Source organism: Bordetella sp. 2513F2 (assembly GCF_054642735.1).
Map to the genome: position 1 here is coordinate 931,734 of NZ_CM137755.1, position 14,730 is coordinate 946,463.

General features: G+C 69.0%; 15 protein-coding genes. 5 read left to right on the plus strand and 10 right to left on the minus strand.

What is annotated here, in order from left to right; all coding sequences use genetic code 11:
- Positions 1 to 6: 6 nt before the first annotated feature.
- The 5 genes from ACYBYQ_RS04350 to ACYBYQ_RS04370 are packed head-to-tail and all read right to left on the minus strand — an operon-like array spanning position 7 to position 6,639.
- A complete protein-coding gene (locus ACYBYQ_RS04350) occupies positions 7 to 498 on the minus strand; it encodes an aromatic-ring-hydroxylating dioxygenase subunit beta (RefSeq protein ID WP_459617158.1) in 492 nt (163 codons plus the stop codon).
- Positions 495 to 1,826, minus strand: a complete 1,332-nt coding sequence (locus tag ACYBYQ_RS04355; protein WP_459617159.1) for an aromatic ring-hydroxylating dioxygenase subunit alpha — start codon at positions 1,824 to 1,826, stop codon at positions 495 to 497. Before ACYBYQ_RS04355 ends, ACYBYQ_RS04350 begins: the two co-directional genes overlap by 4 nt.
- A gap of 19 nt (positions 1,827 to 1,845) precedes the next feature.
- The gene (locus ACYBYQ_RS04360) at positions 1,846 to 2,811 is read right to left on the minus strand and encodes a PDR/VanB family oxidoreductase (protein WP_459617160.1); all 966 of its coding nucleotides are present in this window, start codon (positions 2,809 to 2,811) and stop codon (positions 1,846 to 1,848) included.
- A gap of 15 nt (positions 2,812 to 2,826) precedes the next feature.
- Positions 2,827 to 4,389, minus strand: coding sequence for an indolepyruvate oxidoreductase subunit beta family protein (locus ACYBYQ_RS04365; RefSeq protein ID WP_459617161.1), 1,563 nt, complete (start codon positions 4,387 to 4,389; stop codon positions 2,827 to 2,829).
- A 30-nt stretch (positions 4,390 to 4,419) separates the two neighbouring features.
- The gene (locus ACYBYQ_RS04370; protein WP_459617162.1) at positions 4,420 to 6,639 is read right to left on the minus strand and encodes a thiamine pyrophosphate-dependent enzyme; all 2,220 of its coding nucleotides are present in this window, start codon (positions 6,637 to 6,639) and stop codon (positions 4,420 to 4,422) included.
- 345 nt (positions 6,640 to 6,984) lie between these two features.
- On the opposite strand from ACYBYQ_RS04370, the gene ACYBYQ_RS04375 reads away from it, so the two are divergent.
- Positions 6,985 to 7,518 carry a MarR family winged helix-turn-helix transcriptional regulator gene (locus ACYBYQ_RS04375; protein ID WP_459617163.1) on the plus strand — a complete coding sequence of 178 codons (534 nt, stop codon included), beginning with the start codon at positions 6,985 to 6,987 and terminating at the stop codon, positions 7,516 to 7,518.
- Positions 7,519 to 7,566: 48 nt separating this feature from the next.
- On the opposite strand, the gene ACYBYQ_RS04380 is transcribed toward ACYBYQ_RS04375, so the two are convergent.
- Together ACYBYQ_RS04380 and ACYBYQ_RS04385 are read right to left on the minus strand one after the other, a co-directional pair.
- The gene (locus ACYBYQ_RS04380; RefSeq protein WP_459617164.1) at positions 7,567 to 8,172 is read right to left on the minus strand and encodes a M23 family metallopeptidase; all 606 of its coding nucleotides are present in this window, start codon (positions 8,170 to 8,172) and stop codon (positions 7,567 to 7,569) included.
- A 71-nt stretch (positions 8,173 to 8,243) separates the two neighbouring features.
- The gene (locus ACYBYQ_RS04385) at positions 8,244 to 8,771 is read right to left on the minus strand and encodes a hypothetical protein (protein ID WP_459617165.1); all 528 of its coding nucleotides are present in this window, start codon (positions 8,769 to 8,771) and stop codon (positions 8,244 to 8,246) included.
- Between the two features lie 148 nt (positions 8,772 to 8,919).
- Between ACYBYQ_RS04385 and ACYBYQ_RS04390 the strand changes: the two genes are divergently transcribed.
- From ACYBYQ_RS04390 to ACYBYQ_RS04405, 4 genes are all read left to right on the plus strand, one after another.
- Entirely contained in the window at positions 8,920 to 9,792 is an 873-nt protein-coding gene (locus ACYBYQ_RS04390) for a DMT family transporter (protein WP_459617166.1), read from the plus strand.
- Between the two features lie 78 nt (positions 9,793 to 9,870).
- Positions 9,871 to 11,544, plus strand: coding sequence for an energy-dependent translational throttle protein EttA (gene ettA / locus ACYBYQ_RS04395; RefSeq protein WP_459617167.1), 1,674 nt, complete (start codon positions 9,871 to 9,873; stop codon positions 11,542 to 11,544).
- Positions 11,545 to 11,558: 14 nt separating this feature from the next.
- Positions 11,559 to 12,092 (plus strand): isochorismatase family protein, encoded by a 534-nt coding sequence (locus ACYBYQ_RS04400; protein ID WP_459617168.1) that lies wholly within the window; start codon positions 11,559 to 11,561, stop codon positions 12,090 to 12,092.
- Positions 12,093 to 12,291: 199 nt separating this feature from the next.
- Complete coding sequence (locus ACYBYQ_RS04405; protein ID WP_459617169.1) at positions 12,292 to 12,513, plus strand: YMGG-like glycine zipper-containing protein; 222 nt, start codon at positions 12,292 to 12,294, stop codon at positions 12,511 to 12,513.
- A 158-nt stretch (positions 12,514 to 12,671) separates the two neighbouring features.
- Here the strand turns inward: ACYBYQ_RS04405 and minE are convergent, their stop codons facing one another.
- The 3 genes from minE to minC all read right to left on the minus strand — a co-directional run bounded on the left by minE (position 12,672) and on the right by minC (position 14,725).
- A complete protein-coding gene (minE, locus tag ACYBYQ_RS04410; protein ID WP_459617170.1) occupies positions 12,672 to 12,941 on the minus strand; it encodes a cell division topological specificity factor MinE in 270 nt (89 codons plus the stop codon).
- A gap of 3 nt (positions 12,942 to 12,944) precedes the next feature.
- Positions 12,945 to 13,760 carry a septum site-determining protein MinD gene (gene minD / locus ACYBYQ_RS04415; protein ID WP_459617171.1) on the minus strand — a complete coding sequence of 272 codons (816 nt, stop codon included), beginning with the start codon at positions 13,758 to 13,760 and terminating at the stop codon, positions 12,945 to 12,947.
- 152 nt (positions 13,761 to 13,912) lie between these two features.
- Positions 13,913 to 14,725: a septum site-determining protein MinC gene (gene minC / locus ACYBYQ_RS04420; protein WP_459617172.1), complete on the minus strand. Its 813-nt coding sequence runs from the start codon at positions 14,723 to 14,725 to the stop codon at positions 13,913 to 13,915.
- Positions 14,726 to 14,730 lie beyond the last annotated feature (5 nt).

A 14,730-nucleotide genomic window follows, 5' to 3' on the forward strand; every position in this document is an offset into this window, starting at 1 on the left:
GGTCCTTTACATGAAGAGTTGCATGTTGCCGAACGCGGCGTCGCAGTTCACCAGGTCGACCCGCTTCAGGCGGATGCGCAGGCCGGCCTCCGTTTCGACGAGGTGGTGCGTGGCCCAGCCGGCGTACAGCGTCTGCTCGTCGAGCCGGGTCTCCACGTAATGGAACGCCGTGCGCAGGACGTGGCGGCCCTCGGCGGGGGCGGCATCGGGATGGTCGCGTTCTATCGTGGGCGCCTGCAGCAGGTGGTGGCAGCGGCTGCGCGGCTGCTGCGAATAGGTGCGCTGGCCCGCCAGGCGCTCGACGCGCACGCGCAGCAGCAGCTTGTCCTCGTACATGAGGGAGGTGTGCAGGCGCGGATCGGGCTGGTCGTGCGTGAGCGGCATCCAGTAGTGGGCATCCTCGGCATAGAGGTCGAGCCACGCCTCGTAGCGCTGCTCGTCGAGCAGGCGCGCCTCGCGGTAGACGAAATCGATCAGGTGCTGGTCGGAAATATTCATGATTCCCCGCCGACTCCCTCGGTCATGTAGCGGGCCCAGGCCCGGTACTGGTTACGCATCTGCCATTCGTTGGTGCCGTTGGTGACTTCGTTCTCGCGGGTTTCCTCGCCGGGTTCGTACAGGCGCGCCACGTTCACCCATTCGCGCGCCCGGGCCGCCAGACCGAGCTGCGCGCGTTCGTACATTTCGAGGTCGTCGTGCCCCACCACCGAGGTGGGAGCGTTGATCAGGCGGTTGTACATGACGGTGCGCTCCAGCAGTTCGTCGGGCGCGCCCACCAGGCGGAACGTCCAGGACTCGACCAGGGTGCGGTCGGCCGCCAGCGGCTTGAACACGCGCAGGGTCTGGATCGGGCCCTTGACCATGATGTTGGGAAAGTACACCGTGTTGTGGCGCACGTCGCCCAGGATCTGCCCTGCCCGCTCCTCGCCGTAGGCGGCCACCATGGCATCCCAGTAGCCCGGAACGGCCGAGTACGAAGCGTGGATGGAGTCCGCGACGCCGGTGTGGCCATGGCCGTTCTTCCAGACGCGGATGCCCATCTTCTCGAAGAACTCATAGGGCGAGATGAAGGGCGCGAACTGTTCCACCGCCATGGGCTTGGGCGTGCCTTCGGGCGCCTGCTCCCAGACGCGCACGGCGGTGCCGGCGGAAGATTCGTGTGCCACCATCGGATGGCAGGTGTCGGTCTGGTTGTCGACCAGCATCTTCCAGTTGCAGCGGTGCATGTAGCGCAACACCCCCCCGGCCACCTCCACGCGGCCCGCCGGGGCGCGGTCGACCAGGTTGTCCAGGGTGGACAGCGATTCGCCGAAGAACGACTCGAAGGATTCCCCGCGCTCGCTCAGCCGGCAGAACACGAAGCCGCGGTAGTTGCGCACGTTGGCCACCGCCGCCATGCCGCGGCTGGCCTCGCAGGATTCCAGGCCGGTGTTCTCGTAGCCCTTCTTCAGCGGGATGGACAGCAGGCTGCCGTCGGTCTTGAAGGTCCAGGCATGGTAGGGGCAGCGGAAGAACCTGCCGGTATTGCCGCAGCCTTCGCCCACCACCATGGTGCCCTTGTGGGGGCAGCGGTTGACCAGCACGCGCACGCTGCCGTCACTGTGGCGCACCATGACCACGGGCTGGTCGCCCACGGTGGTGGTGAAGTAGTCGCCGGGGTTGGGCACCTGGCTGTCGTGGCCCACGTATACCCAGGTGACGGCGAAAAGGCGCTCCATCTCGAGCTGGAACACCTCGGGGCTCACGAACAGGTCTTTGTGGACTTCGCGGTCGCGCACCAGGCCGTGCAGGGCCTGCGCATCGTGGCGGTATCGGGAGGCGGACATGGGCTTACCTCTTTCGGCGTTACAGGTCCAGCACCAGGCGGGCCGATTTGGCGCGCGAGATGCAGGTCTGGATGACCTTGCCGCCGGCTTTCTCGGCATCCGACAGGTAGTAGTCGCGGTGGTCCGGCGTGCCCTCCAGCACCGTGGCCTGGCAGACGCCGCATTCGCCGCGCTTGCAGTCGTAGAGCGGGTCGCAGCCGGCTTCCTCGAGCACGTCGACGATGGTCTTGTCGGCCGGCACGACCAGCACCTTGCCCGACTGCCTGAGCTCGATCTCGAACGCGCCGTCGCCGGCCTGCGGCGCGGCGGTGTCGAACAGCTCGAAATGCACCCGCTTGCCATCCCAGCCGCGCGCCTTGGCACCGGCGATCACGGCATCGATCAGGCCCTTGGGCCCGCAGACGTAGACGTGCTGGCCCGGCGTGGCCGCATCCAGCAGCGGATCGAGGCGCAGGGCGCAGGCGGGCTCGTCGTCGGCATGCACGACCAGCCGCTCGCCGGCCAGGGTCTGCAGTTCGTCCAGGAAGGCCAGCTGGGCGCGGCTGCGGCCGGTGTAGTGCAGGACATAGTCGGCGCCGCCGGCCTGCATGGCGGCGGCCATGCTGGCGATGGGCGTGATGCCGATGCCGCCCGCGATCAGCAGCGTCGCGCCTGCATGGTCGGCCAGCGGGAATTCGTTGAAGGGGCCCTGCACGACCAGGGTGTCGCCCTCGCCGAGGCCGTGCATGTGCCGCGAGCCGCCCTGGCTGTCTTCCTCCAGGCGCACCCCGAGGCGGTATTCGGCGGGCGAGGCGAAGTCGTGGCCGGCGCCGGTATGGATCAGCGAATAGCAGCGCGGATCCTCCAGGCCCGGCACCCGGACCTTGAGATGGGCGCCGGGCGCGTAGGCCGGCAGGGCGCCGCCGTCGGCGCGCACGAGGCGCAGCGAGCGGACCAGCGGGGTTTCCTGGCGGACTTCACGGACGACGAGGGTGTAGGGCTGCATGGGAGTCACTTCGGGTCATTGGGCGGCAAGGGGTTGGGCCGGCGCCGCCAGCTTTTCGGCGGCCTGGCGCTCCAGCGGGGCGCACTGCACCTCGGTGAGTGCCGTCTCGCGCAGCGCGCGCAGCGTGTCGGCGGCATCGGGGCGCCCCAGCAGGCCCTCGGCGGCCTGCAGCAGCGTGCGGAACTTGCCGCCGCCGCGCGCATGGGTGTCGCTGTAGCCCTTGACCAGGCGGCGGCACAGCACCGTCTCGACGGCCAGCGCGTAGTCGCGCGGGGCGATGCGGGCCACCAGGGCCAGCCATTGCCGGAGGCTGGCCGCCTCGGCCTGGTGGCGCAGCGTGCTGCGCCGCCAGCGCCGCATGCCCGCCAGGGCGTACAGGGAGAGAAAGCCGCCCAGCGTGCCGCTCTGCAGCCGGCGGCCCTTGCCCAGGCGGCGCTCGATGAAGCCGCCGAGCGCGCGCGATTGCTCGAGCCGGCGGCCCAGGCCTGCGGGCAGCGTGCCGCAGATTTCCTCCAGCCGCGGATGCATGAATTCAGTGGTGTAGACCAGCTGTCCGGCCTTGGCGCCGGTCTCTTTCCTGACGCGGTCGAAGCGCGTGCCCCGGGTCTTGAGGTCGGCCACGCGGATCACATCGTCGTAGCTCATGGCGACTGCCACGTAGCGCGCTGCGGCGCAGGTGAGGGCCCAGCCGGCCTGGTCGCCGCCGTATTGCGCATCCAGCCGGCGCACGGCTTCCATGTGGTCCAGGTACTCGGCGGCGTAGGCCAGGTCCTGGTAGTCGATGAGGCGGCGCAGGCCGGCGGCCAGCAGCGGGTGCGCCGCGGCGGGGAAACCGGCGCGCATGCGCTCGAGCAGCGCGCGCACCTTGGGATGCGCGGCGGATTGGGGCGCCTCGGGAACCGGGCGGGACAGATCGATGGGGGCGGGTTGGGCCGGCGCCTGGGCCGCGCCTTCGTAGCCCAGGGCGAAGGCGCGCAGGCTGGCGTCCACGCCCACGCCGGCGCGGCGGATGGTGGCCTCGAAATCCTCGCGCGTGAAGGGCAGGGCGCCGCTGCCGGCGATGGCGCCGAACAGGCTGGCGCTGATGACGCTGCCGGCGCGCTCGGCGGCGGCCTGCAGGTCGAAGCAGATGAAGCGCCTGGCGGCCTCGCGGCCGGCATCCAGCACCTGGTTGGGATCGGCGATGCCATTGCCCGGCACGGTCTTTTCGCCGATGGCGTAGCTGCGATGGGACGAGGTGATGAGCACGCTGCGGTCGGGCGTGACCAGGCCCCGCTGCATGGCGCGGCCGGCCTCCATCAGCTCGGCGGCCACGATCAGGTCCACGTCGCCGGGCGTGGGCATGAGGGCCAGGGTGGGCGCGCGGCCGGCGCGGCGCGCATCCGCCTCCGGCACGATCTCGAGGTAGTAGATGGTGGCGCCGGTGCGCTGCGCCACGCCGGGAACCGACGTGGTCTGCGCCCACCAGCCGGCGTGTTCGGCCATGTCGACGATCCAGTCGGCCAGCACGCCGCCGCCCTGGCCCCCCATGGCCAGGACGGCGATCTTGATCGGATTGGACGGAACCAGGGTGCTCATGTGTTTTTCCAGACTGCGGCTTGCGGGGGGTCAGAGCGCGTAGCGGGCCAGGCGCGTTTCGCGGCGGCGCTGCAGGAAGCCGATCACGGCGCTGCGCACGCGCGCGGCGTAGCGGTCCCAGCGGGTGGGGTTGTGCACGATGTCGGCGCGGTAGAACGACGGGCACAGCACGGCGGCATGGGCCACCTCGCCGCAGTTGCCGCAGCCCACGCAGCTGCTGTCCACGTGGGCGACCGGGTCTTCCTTGAGCGGGTCGCCGCTGTCCTTGATGGACAGCGAGGGACAGCCGGAGAGCCGGATACAGGCGTGGTCGCCCGTGCAGACGTCGGGATCGACGCCGAAGCGTTCCTTCACCACGCGCCGGCCTTCCTTCACGGCCTTGTTGAAGGCGGGCTTGATGCGGCGCTGCTTGTTCAGCATGCACTCGGACTGCGCGATGATGACCTTGGGCCCTTCCGCGTCGGTGGTGAGCGCTTCCTCGAGGATGGCGCGGGCGCGCGACACGTCGTAGGTGCGGTCGATCACGCGCAGCCACTTCACGCCCACGCCGCGCACCGCGGCTTCGATGGGGTTGTTGGTGGTGCGGTCGGGGTTCTGGGCGCGCGAGGAGGGGATGTCCTGCCCGCCGGTGGCCGACGAGTAGTAGTTGTCGACGATGACGATGACGCCGTCGTACTTGTTGAAGACGGCGTTGCCGATGCCCGACGTGAGCCCGTTGTGCCAGAAGCCGCCGTCGCCCATGATGGAGATGGCACGCTTGCCTCCCTTGACGTTGAAGGCGGAGCTGCTGGCGGCCCCCAGGCCGTAGCCCATGGTGGTGGCCCCGAGGTTGAAGGGCGGCAGGATGGCGAACAGGTGGCAGCCGATATCGCAGCTGATGTGGTGCTCGCCCAGCTTTTCCTGCGTGAGCGTCAGCGCCGAGAAGATCGGCCTTTCCGGACAGCCGGTGCACAGGCCGGCCGGCCGCTGCGGCACGACCTTGGCCAGGCCCTGGATGCGCTTGTGCAGGGTGACGGGCTGTTCGACGGGGCGGGGGCGCGCGACTTCGGTGATCTCCAGCTGCTGCACCGCCCGGGCCGCCTGCGCGTCGGCGGCCACGGCCGGGTGGGCGTGCAGGCTGTCGGGCCGCCATTCCTTCAGGAAGGACTCGATGCCCTTGCGCATCACGGCAGTGGTGTATTCGCCGGCCATGGGCAGCACGTTCTTGCCCCACAGCGGGGTATCGATCCCTGCGCGGCGCAGCACCGCGTGCATGTTCTGCTCGATGTAGTCGGGCTGGCCTTCCTCGACCAGCAGCACGGCCTTCCTGCCCTGGCAGAAGCCGATGACCTCGTCCTCGATGACCGGATAGACCACGTTCATCACATACAGCGGGATGCGGCTGTTGCCGAAGTGGTCGGCCAGGCCCAGCAGCTGCAGGGCGCGGATCACGTTGTTGTAGACGCCGCCCTGCACGATCAGGCCGATGTCGTCGAGATCGCCCTCGAAGAACTCGTTGAGCCCGCGTTCCTTGATGAAGCGCACGGCGGCGGGCCAGCGGCGCTGCACCTTCTCGTGCTCGTGCTCGTAGGCGGCGGGCGGCAGCACGATGCGGCTGAGGTCGCGCCGGGGCGCCTCCAGCGCCTGCTGCAGGGTATAGGCAGGACGCTTGTTGTCCTTGGCGATGAAGCGGCCATGCACATGGCAGGCGCGCACGCGCACCTGCATCATGACCGGCGTGTTGCTGGCCTCGGAGAGCGCGAAGGCGTCTTCCACGGCCTGCACCATGCTTTCAAGGTTGGGGCGCGGATCGAGCAGCCACATCTGCGACTTCATGGCGAAGGCGTGGGTGCGCTCCTGCATGATGGACGAGCCCTCGCCGTAGTCTTCCCCCACGATCACCACGGCGCCCCCCGTGACGCCGCCGGAAGCCAGGTTGGCCAGCGCGTCGGAGGCCACGTTGGTGCCGACGGTGGACTTCCAGGCCACCGCGCCGCGGATGGGATACATGACCGAGGCCGACAGCGTGGCGGCCGCGGTGGCTTCGGAGGCGCTGGCTTCGAAGTGCACGCCGAGCTCCTGCAGGATGTCGTTGGCGTCGGCCAGCACGTCCATGAGGTGCGAGATGGGCGAGCCCTGGTAGCCGCCCACGTAGCCCACGCCCGATTGCAGCAGGGCCTTGGTGATGGCCAGTATGCCTTCGCCGCGGAACTCTTCGCCCGCGCCGATGCGCAACTGCTGCACTTCTTTCTTGAAAGACCTTTCAGCCATGCCTAACCCCTTGGACGGACGCGTGCGGCGCCCTTGCGGCGCGGCGCGGACCATGCCGGCGCGCGCTTCATCGATCCCGTGAAATTACTTTAGGAGTCAACGTTTTAGTTGTCAACAAAAAAGATGAAATTTCATGGAAAGAAAAAAATATCACTTAAAAACAAGCATGTATATACTGGTTGTCCTGCGGTGCATCGGCCGGCGCGCGTGCCTTTTCATGGTGCCTTGCAAGCAGATTTTCATGCTGCAAGACAGCAAAAATGCCGCCTGTTGGTGCATGGTCTTCCCGGCCGGGTCGCGGTGGCACGGAGTTGGTGCCGCGCCCGGGTTTCGATGCGGAGCAACATGAGATCACCTCTCCCCGAAGCCGACGACGCACCGGCGGGCGTGCCAGCCCGGTTCATCGACGACTACCTCGCCTACCTGCTGGCCCAGGCCAGCCAGCGCATCTCCGCCGAATTCCACCGGCAGGTGAACGCAGCCGGCCTGTCTGTCACCGAATGGCGGGTGCTTGCCAGCCTGGAAGGCAGCCAGGGAGAGACCGTCGGCAGCCTGGCGGAGCTCGCGCTCACCAAGCAGCCCACGCTCAGCAAAGTGGTGCAGCGCATGGAGGCCGAAGGCCTGGTTGCCCGCACCGAGGTGCGGGCCGACCGGCGGCAGACCCGGGTGTGCATCACGGCCAAGGGCCATCGCCTGGTTGGCGCCCTGTGCAGGCAGGCCAGGGCGCACCAGCAGGCGGTGCTGGAGCCCTTCGGCCACGAGCGCGCGCGCATGCTGATCGAGATGCTGCGCGCGCTCATCGAGCCCTCGCCGCCGGAGGCGCCGCCCGCGGCTGCGGCTGCCGCAGCCGCGCGCGCGGCGGCCGGTTCTGCCCCGTAAGCTGCCCGGAGACGCGCCGGCCACGCGGCAAGCCTGCGCGACAGGACGCTACTTGCCGCCGGCCAGCAGCGGATATGGATTGCGTGCGCCGCCGGGCTCGTAGATGCCGTAGTGCAGGTGCGGCGGCGTGGTGCGGGCGTTGCCGGTATTGCCCACGTAGCCCAGCGGCGTGCCGGCCTGCACCAGGTCGCCGGGCTGCACGTCGGCATAGCCGTCCAGGTGGGCGTAGTAGTGCATCTGGCGTCCGGGGCCCAGCACCCAGACCACCTTGCCGCCCAGCCGGTTGGTGCCCAGCCGCGTGACCACGCCTTCGGTGGCGGAAAGCACCGGCGTGCCGCGACGGGCGAAGATGTCTATGCCTTCGTGTGTGCGGCCCTCGGAGCGCGCAGCGCCCCAGGTGTCGACCAGCCCGGACGGCCGCACGCCCTGGACCGGGACGGGCAGGGACACGGGCACGGGCTGCAGCGCCAGCCGCAGCACGTGCCATGGCGCGCGCCAGGCGTCAGGCAGGCGCGGCCAGCTCCACCAGCCTGCGGCCGCCAGCAGCCCCAGCACCATGGCCGTGCCCAGCAGCCGGCGCAGTGCGGCGGCCCAGCGGCTGCGCCGTGCCGGGGCGGTTGCAGGTATCGTGTCGGGGCGGGCGTCGGGGTCCACGTGGGGTTCGACTGCCGGGATGCGCCGAGGTTTCCTGCCCGGAGGCCCCGGCCGGCGCGCCGCCCCGCGGCTCAGTGCCCGCCGTGCGGCCGGGCCGGCCGGCCGTCCCGATCCGCCTCTTCGTCGTCCTCGTCTTCGTCGTCCTCATCCTCGTCGTCCTCATCGTCGAGGTCGCCGGGTTCGAGCGGGGCGTCGGACAGCGCGAAGGGCAGCACGTCGGCCAGCGCGTCGGACCAGGCCGAAGCCTCGCCGTCCTGGTCGATCTTGACGAAGCGCTCCCCCGGCTCCTGCGTGAGCTGGACCGCCCACAGGTACAGGCAATCGTAGGCGTCGGCGTCGGGCAGGCCGCCGCGCTGCCCCAGCAGGCGGGCCGCATCGCCCCCCAGCTGGACCCGGACCTGCTCCTCGCCGGGCTTGGCATCCCGATCCAGGGGCACGCCGAAGGTGACCCATTCGTTGCCGTCCTCGTCCTGGTCGACCTCGGCCAGGACGGGCTTGCCCAGATAGGCGCTCATGGCGTCGGCCGTGCGGGCCAGCATGTCGAGCTCCTGTTCGCTGAAGCGGGAGGACGGGGTGGGAGGCGTGGCGGAAGCGGACATGGCGCACCTGCGTGGATTCGATGAGGCAGACGCTATTGTCGCCCATCGCCGGCCGGGGCGGCACGGCTCATTAGAATAGCGGCCTGCTCCGATTCCCTCTGCCTCCATGTCCCCCTCTGCCGTTTCGCACGCCCCGCTTTCCCGTTACATGCTGTACCCGCTGCTGGCCGCGCTGATCTGGTCGGTCAACATGAGCGTCACCAAGCTGGCCGCCGGCGTCATCGCCCCCGGCGCCATCGGGTTCTATCGCTGGGTCCTGGCGGGCGCCCTGCTCACGCCGTTCATGCTGCCCGCGCTGTGCCGCCAGTGGCGCGGCGTGCTGCCGCACCTGGGCAAGCTGGCGGTGCTGGGCGGGCTGGGCATGGCGCTGTACCAGGGGCTGTCGTACGTGGCGGCGGAAACCACCACGGCCACCCACATGGGCATCATCACGTCCACGATCCCGCTGCTGACCATCGTGGTGGCGTCGCTGCTGCTGCGCGAACGCCCGTCGGCGGCCGTGGTGGCGGGCGGGCTGGTGTCGCTGGCCGGCCTGGCCATCCTGGTAGGCGAGGGCGATCCGGCACGGCTGCTGGCCCTGGGAGGCAGCCGCGGCGACCTGCTGATGGCCCTGGCCGCGCTGTCCTATGCGCTGTACGGCGTGCTGCTGCGGCGCTGGTCGCTGCCCGTGGGAGCCTGGCTGTCGCTGTACGTGCAGGTGCTGTTCGGCATTGCGTTCCAATTGCCGGCCTTCCTGCTGGGCCCGGCCTCGCCCCTGACCGCGGAGAACCTGCCGCTGGTGCTGTACGCCGGCATATTTCCGTCGTTGTTCGCGCCCTTCCTGTGGATGCAGGGCGTGCGCCATCTGGGCCCGAACCGCGCCAGCATCTTCCTCAACCTGATGCCGGTCGCCACGGTGGCGATTGCGGCGCTGTGGCTGGACGAACTGCCGCACGTCTACCACGTGGTGGGCGGCGCGCTGGCCCTGGCCGGCGTCATGCTGGCGCAGCGCGCGCCGGCCGGCACCCGACGCGGCGCCTGAACCGGCCTACAATCACTCTCTCCAGCCGGGGCCGGGCACGGCCAGGCCCCGCACATCCTGTTTCTCTTCTACGCATCCATGGCCCAATACGTCTACACCATGAACCGCGTCGGCAAGATCGTGCCGCCCAAGCGGCAGATCCTGCGCGACATCTCGCTGTCGTTCTTCCCCGGCGCCAAGATCGGCGTGCTCGGCCTGAACGGTTCGGGCAAATCGACGCTGCTCAGGATCATGGCCGGCGTCGACAAGGAAATCGAGGGCGAGGCCATTCCCATGCCCGGCCTGAACATCGGCTACCTCCCGCAGGAGCCGCAGCTGGATCCCGGCCATACGGTGCGCCAGGCGGTCGAGGAGGGCCTGGGCGCGGTGGTCAATGCCAAGAAGCGCCTCGACGAGGTGTACGCGGCCTACGCCGAGCCCGACGCCGACTTCGATGCGCTGGCGGCCGAGCAGGCCGAGCTCGAGGCCATCATCGCGGCGGCGGCCTCCAGCGGCGCCGACGACATCGAGCACCAGATGGAGATCGCCGCCGACGCGCTGCGCCTGCCGCCCTGGGATGCGCAGGTGGCCCATCTGTCGGGCGGCGAGAAGCGCCGCGTGGCCCTGTGCCGCCTGCTGCTGTCCAAGCCCGACATGCTGCTGCTCGACGAACCCACCAACCACCTCGATGCCGAGAGCGTGGAGTGGCTCGAGCAGTTCCTGCACAAGTTCCCGGGCACCGTGGTGGCCGTGACGCACGATCGCTACTTCCTCGACAATGCCGCCGAATGGATCCTCGAACTGGACCGCGGCCATGGCATTCCGTGGAAGGGCAACTACAGCTCCTGGCTCGAACAGAAGGAGGCCCGGCTCAAGCAGGAGGAAGCCAGCGAGTCCGCGCGCCAGAAGACGATCAAGAAAGAACTCGAATGGGTGCGCCAGAATCCCAAGGGCCGCCAGGCCAAGGCCAAGGCCCGGCTGTCGCGCTTCGAGGAGCTGTCTTCCTACGAATACCAGAAGCGCAACGAGACCCAGGAGATCTTCATCCCGGTCGGCGAGCGCCTGGGCAACGAGGTGGTGGAGTTCTCCGGCGTGAGCAAGGCCTACGGCGACCGCCTGCTGATCGACAACCTCAGCTTCAAGGTGCCGCCGGGCGCCATCGTGGGCATCATCGGCCCGAACGGCGCGGGCAAGTCCACGCTGTTCCGCATGATCGCGGGCCGCGAGCAGCCGGATTCCGGCGAGGTCAGGATCGGCCAGACCGTCAAGCTGGCCTACGTCGACCAGTCGCGCGACGACCTGCAGGACGCCAAGACGGTGTTCGACGCGATCTCCGACGGCGCCGACCTGCTCACCGTGGGCAAGTTCGAGATGAGCTCGCGCGCGTACCTGGGCCGCTTCAACTTCAAGGGCGGCGACCAGAACAAGATCGTGGGCCAGCTCTCCGGCGGCGAGCGCGGCCGGCTCCACCTGGCCAAGACGCTGGTCGCAGGCGGCAACCTGCTGCTGCTCGACGAGCCGTCCAACGACCTCGACGTGGAGACCCTGCGGGCATTGGAGGACGCGCTGCTGGAGTTCCCGGGCAGCGTCATGGTGATCAGCCACGACCGCTGGTTCCTGGACCGCATCGCCACGCACATCATGGCGTTCGAAGGCGATTCCCAGGTGGTGTTCTTCGACGGCAACTACCAGGAGTACGAAGCCGACAAGAAGAAGCGCCTGGGCGAAGAGGGCGCCAAGCCCCGCCGGCTGCGCTACAAGGCCCTCAAGTAGGGCCGGGCCGCGCCATGTTGCTCGAGCGCGCCGATTGCACGCTGCTCGTCGTGGACATGCAGGCCAGGCTGATGCCCGCCATCCACGACGGCGCCGGGGTGCTGGCCACGGCGGCCAGGCTGGCGCGCGCGGCGGCGCTGCTCGAGGTGCCCGTGGCCTATACCGAGCATCGGCCCGACAAGCTCGGCGGCACCGTGATCGAGTTCGATGCGGCGCCGGATGCGGTCTACGCCAAGAGCCATTTCTCGGCGATGCGCGAGCCCGGCTTCGAAGACTGGCTGCCTGCGGGCCGCCGCAGCATCGTGCTGGCAGGCTGCGAGGCGCACGTGTGCGTGCTGCAGACGGCGCTGGACCTGCGGGCGCGCGGCTGGCGCGTGGCGCTGGTGGCGGACGCGGCCGGGTCGCGCAAGCCGTCGGACCATCACGCCGCCTTGCGCCGGGCACGCGCCGCCGGCGCCGATATCGTGACCGCCGAGATGGCCATCTACGAATGGCTGGGAGACAGCCGGCATCCCCGCTTCCGCGAGCTGTTGCAGTTGGTCAAATAAAACACCACTCTCCACAACCTTGCCTGCCGAAACAGGCGAAAATGGGTTCATTGACACAATTGCTGGGCAAATTTCACAGCCTGCCGGAACCGATTCTGCAATCCTGGGTCTGAAAGACTATCCGGGCGCGCGAGGTGCCGCTGCCGGCCGGTCTGCGAGGGGCCGGGCCCATGCACAGATAAACAATAGGAGTCTCACCATGAAGATCCAAACCCTTTCCAAAGTTGCCGTTGCCGTGATGATGGTCGCCACCATGGCCGGCTGTTCCTCCTGGGATGGCATGAGCAGCCGCCAGAAGAGTACGGTCGGCGGCGCGGCCCTCGGCGGCCTGGCCGGCGCGGTGATCACCAACGGCGGCATCCTGGGCACGGTGGGCGGCGCCGCCATCGGCGGCGTGGTCGGCGACCAGGTCGGCCGCTGATTCCCGCAAGCGCCGGCGGCACGCCGCCGGCAGCAGCGCAAAAAAAACGCCCGGCATGAACTGCCGGGCGTTTTTTTGCGTCGCATCCTGGCCGCCAGCGCGGCCTGCGGGCCGCCTCCGCTTCCGTTGGCGGCGCGGCACCGCCCGGTCGGGGCCGTTCAGGATTCGGTTTCGGCCCGCTGCGGCATCTCGATCTTCACCTCCAGCACTTCCAGCGTGTCCTGGCGTTCGAGATGGACCTTGATGTCTTCAGGATCGATCTTGATGTATTTCGAGATCACGGTCACCAGCTCCTGCTGCAGCTGCGGCAGGTAGTCGGGCGACGCGCCGCGGCCGGAGCGCTCGTGCGCCAGGATGATCTGCAGGCGCTCCTTGGCGACGGTTGCGGTGGGCTTCTTCTGACCGAGCAGGAATGAGAGGAACGACATCGCTCACTTCCCCCCGAAAAGCCGCCGCAGGAGACCGGGCTTGTTGTAGTCGGTGAAGCGCAGGGGGCGCTCTTCGCCCAGGTAGCGCGCCACCACGTCCTTGTAGGCCTCGGACACGTCGGTATCCTTGAGGTGGATGGCGGGCAGGCCCTGGTTGGACGCCTGCAGCACGGCTTCGGACTCGGGGATCACGCCGATCAGCTTGATGCGCAGGATGTCCTCGATGTCGGTGAGCGAAAGCATTTCGCCATCGTTGACGCGCTTCGGGTTGTAGCGCGTGAGCAGCAGGTATTCCTTCACCGGCTCGTCGCCTTCGACGGCGCGGCGCGATTTGGCGGCGAGGATGCCCAGGATGCGGTCGGAGTCGCGCACCGAGGAGACTTCCGGATTGGTGACCACCAGCGCATCGTCGGCGAAGTAGGCCGCCATCAGCGCGCCCGTCTCGATGCCGGCAGGCGAATCGCAGACGATGTAGTCGAAGCCCATTTCCTTGAGTTCGTTGATCACCTTCTCCACGCCTTCCTGCGTGAGCGCGTCCTTGTCGCGCGTCTGCGAGGCCGGCAGCACGAAGAGGTTCTCGAGCTGCTTGTCCTTGATGAGGGCCTGCTTGAGCGAGGCCTCGCCCTGGATCACGTTGACGAAGTCGTACACCACGCGCCGTTCGCAACCCATGATGAGGTCGAGATTGCGCAGGCCGACGTCGAAGTCGATGACAGCGGTTTTGTGGCCCCGCATGGCGAGGCCCGAGGAAAAGCTGGCGCTGGTCGTCGTCTTGCCGACCCCACCCTTGCCGGATGTCACCACAACAATGCGTGTCATGACCACAAACCCTTATGTCCGAATAAATCGCGTTATCGTAAAGCAAAACGCCTGTGTAAGGCGTCTTACAAGATGTAGGCGCGCCGTGCCTCGCGGCGCGGGGCGGCGGCGTCCGGGCCGGCCGCGCCGCAGGTCCGGGGCGTTGGCAGGCCCTAGCCTTTCAGGGCTTCGATGTGCAGCGTGTCGCCCTCGAGCCGCACCAGCGCGGGGCGGTTGTGCAGGCTGGCATCGAGCTTGTCTTCCACGACGCGGTATACGCCCGCCACGGCCAGCAGCTCGGCGTCGAGCTGGGTGGTGAAGATGCGCGCCGTCGTGTCGCCGCGGGCGCCGGCCATGGCCTTGCCGCGCAGGGGGCCGTAGACGTGCACGTTGCCGTCGGCAATGACTTCCGCGCCCTGGCTCACCATGCCGATGACGACCACGTCGGTGTGCCGCGCATAGACGCGCTGGCCCGAGCGCAGCGGACGGTTGACGATGAGCGCGGAAGGCGCGGGCGTCGTGGCGGCAGCCTGCTGCTGCGGCGCGGCGGCGGGTTCGGGCGCCGATTCGGGGGTGGGCGCAGGGGCGCTGGAGATCTGCGTGGCGGCCGCCGGCGTGTCGGGCATGGGGGCGGAGGAATCGGCCACCTGTTCCACGGCGGGCTGGGGGCGCGCCGGCGGCGTCGAGAGCTCGACCGCCGCGAGCCCGGCGGCCTGGGCGGCTTCCAGATTGGCGCCCGCGGCCACCACGCCGATGGGCGGCAGGTTGTGGCGGCGCAGGGCGTCCAGCAGCGGCGGCCAGTCGATGGCTTCGTCGATCCGGCTGGCGTCGATCACCACCGGTTCGTTCTCGAAGAAGCTGCCGGCGTCGTGCATGCGCTGGGCCAGGGCAGCTTCCAGCTGTGCCGGATCGGCGCTGTGCAGCACCACCCGGATGGCATACAGGGTGGCGCTCTTGAAATCCAGGGCTGAGGTTGCGGTGTTCATGCGGA

What these genes read in the sequence shown, in the direction of transcription:
- ACYBYQ_RS04350 (WP_459617158.1), bottom strand. Translation starts at nt 498, where the DNA reads ATGAATATTTCCGACCAGCACCTGATCGATTTCGTCTACCGCGAGGCG.
- ACYBYQ_RS04355 (WP_459617159.1), bottom strand. Translation starts at nt 1,826, where the DNA reads ATGTCCGCCTCCCGATACCGCCACGATGCGCAGGCCCTGCACGGCCTG.
- ACYBYQ_RS04360 (WP_459617160.1), bottom strand. Translation starts at nt 2,811, where the DNA reads ATGCAGCCCTACACCCTCGTCGTCCGTGAAGTCCGCCAGGAAACCCCG.
- ACYBYQ_RS04365 (WP_459617161.1), bottom strand. Translation starts at nt 4,389, where the DNA reads ATGAGCACCCTGGTTCCGTCCAATCCGATCAAGATCGCCGTCCTGGCC.
- ACYBYQ_RS04370 (WP_459617162.1), bottom strand. Translation starts at nt 6,639, where the DNA reads ATGGCTGAAAGGTCTTTCAAGAAAGAAGTGCAGCAGTTGCGCATCGGC.
- ACYBYQ_RS04375 (WP_459617163.1), top strand. Translation starts at nt 6,985, where the DNA reads ATGAGATCACCTCTCCCCGAAGCCGACGACGCACCGGCGGGCGTGCCA.
- ACYBYQ_RS04385 (WP_459617165.1), bottom strand. Translation starts at nt 8,771, where the DNA reads ATGTCCGCTTCCGCCACGCCTCCCACCCCGTCCTCCCGCTTCAGCGAA.
- ACYBYQ_RS04390 (WP_459617166.1), top strand. Translation starts at nt 8,920, where the DNA reads ATGCTGTACCCGCTGCTGGCCGCGCTGATCTGGTCGGTCAACATGAGC.
- ettA (WP_459617167.1), top strand. Translation starts at nt 9,871, where the DNA reads ATGGCCCAATACGTCTACACCATGAACCGCGTCGGCAAGATCGTGCCG.
- ACYBYQ_RS04400 (WP_459617168.1), top strand. Translation starts at nt 11,559, where the DNA reads ATGTTGCTCGAGCGCGCCGATTGCACGCTGCTCGTCGTGGACATGCAG.
- ACYBYQ_RS04405 (WP_459617169.1), top strand. Translation starts at nt 12,292, where the DNA reads ATGAAGATCCAAACCCTTTCCAAAGTTGCCGTTGCCGTGATGATGGTC.
- minE (WP_459617170.1), bottom strand. Translation starts at nt 12,941, where the DNA reads ATGTCGTTCCTCTCATTCCTGCTCGGTCAGAAGAAGCCCACCGCAACC.
- minD (WP_459617171.1), bottom strand. Translation starts at nt 13,760, where the DNA reads ATGACACGCATTGTTGTGGTGACATCCGGCAAGGGTGGGGTCGGCAAG.
- minC (WP_459617172.1), bottom strand. Translation starts at nt 14,725, where the DNA reads ATGAACACCGCAACCTCAGCCCTGGATTTCAAGAGCGCCACCCTGTAT.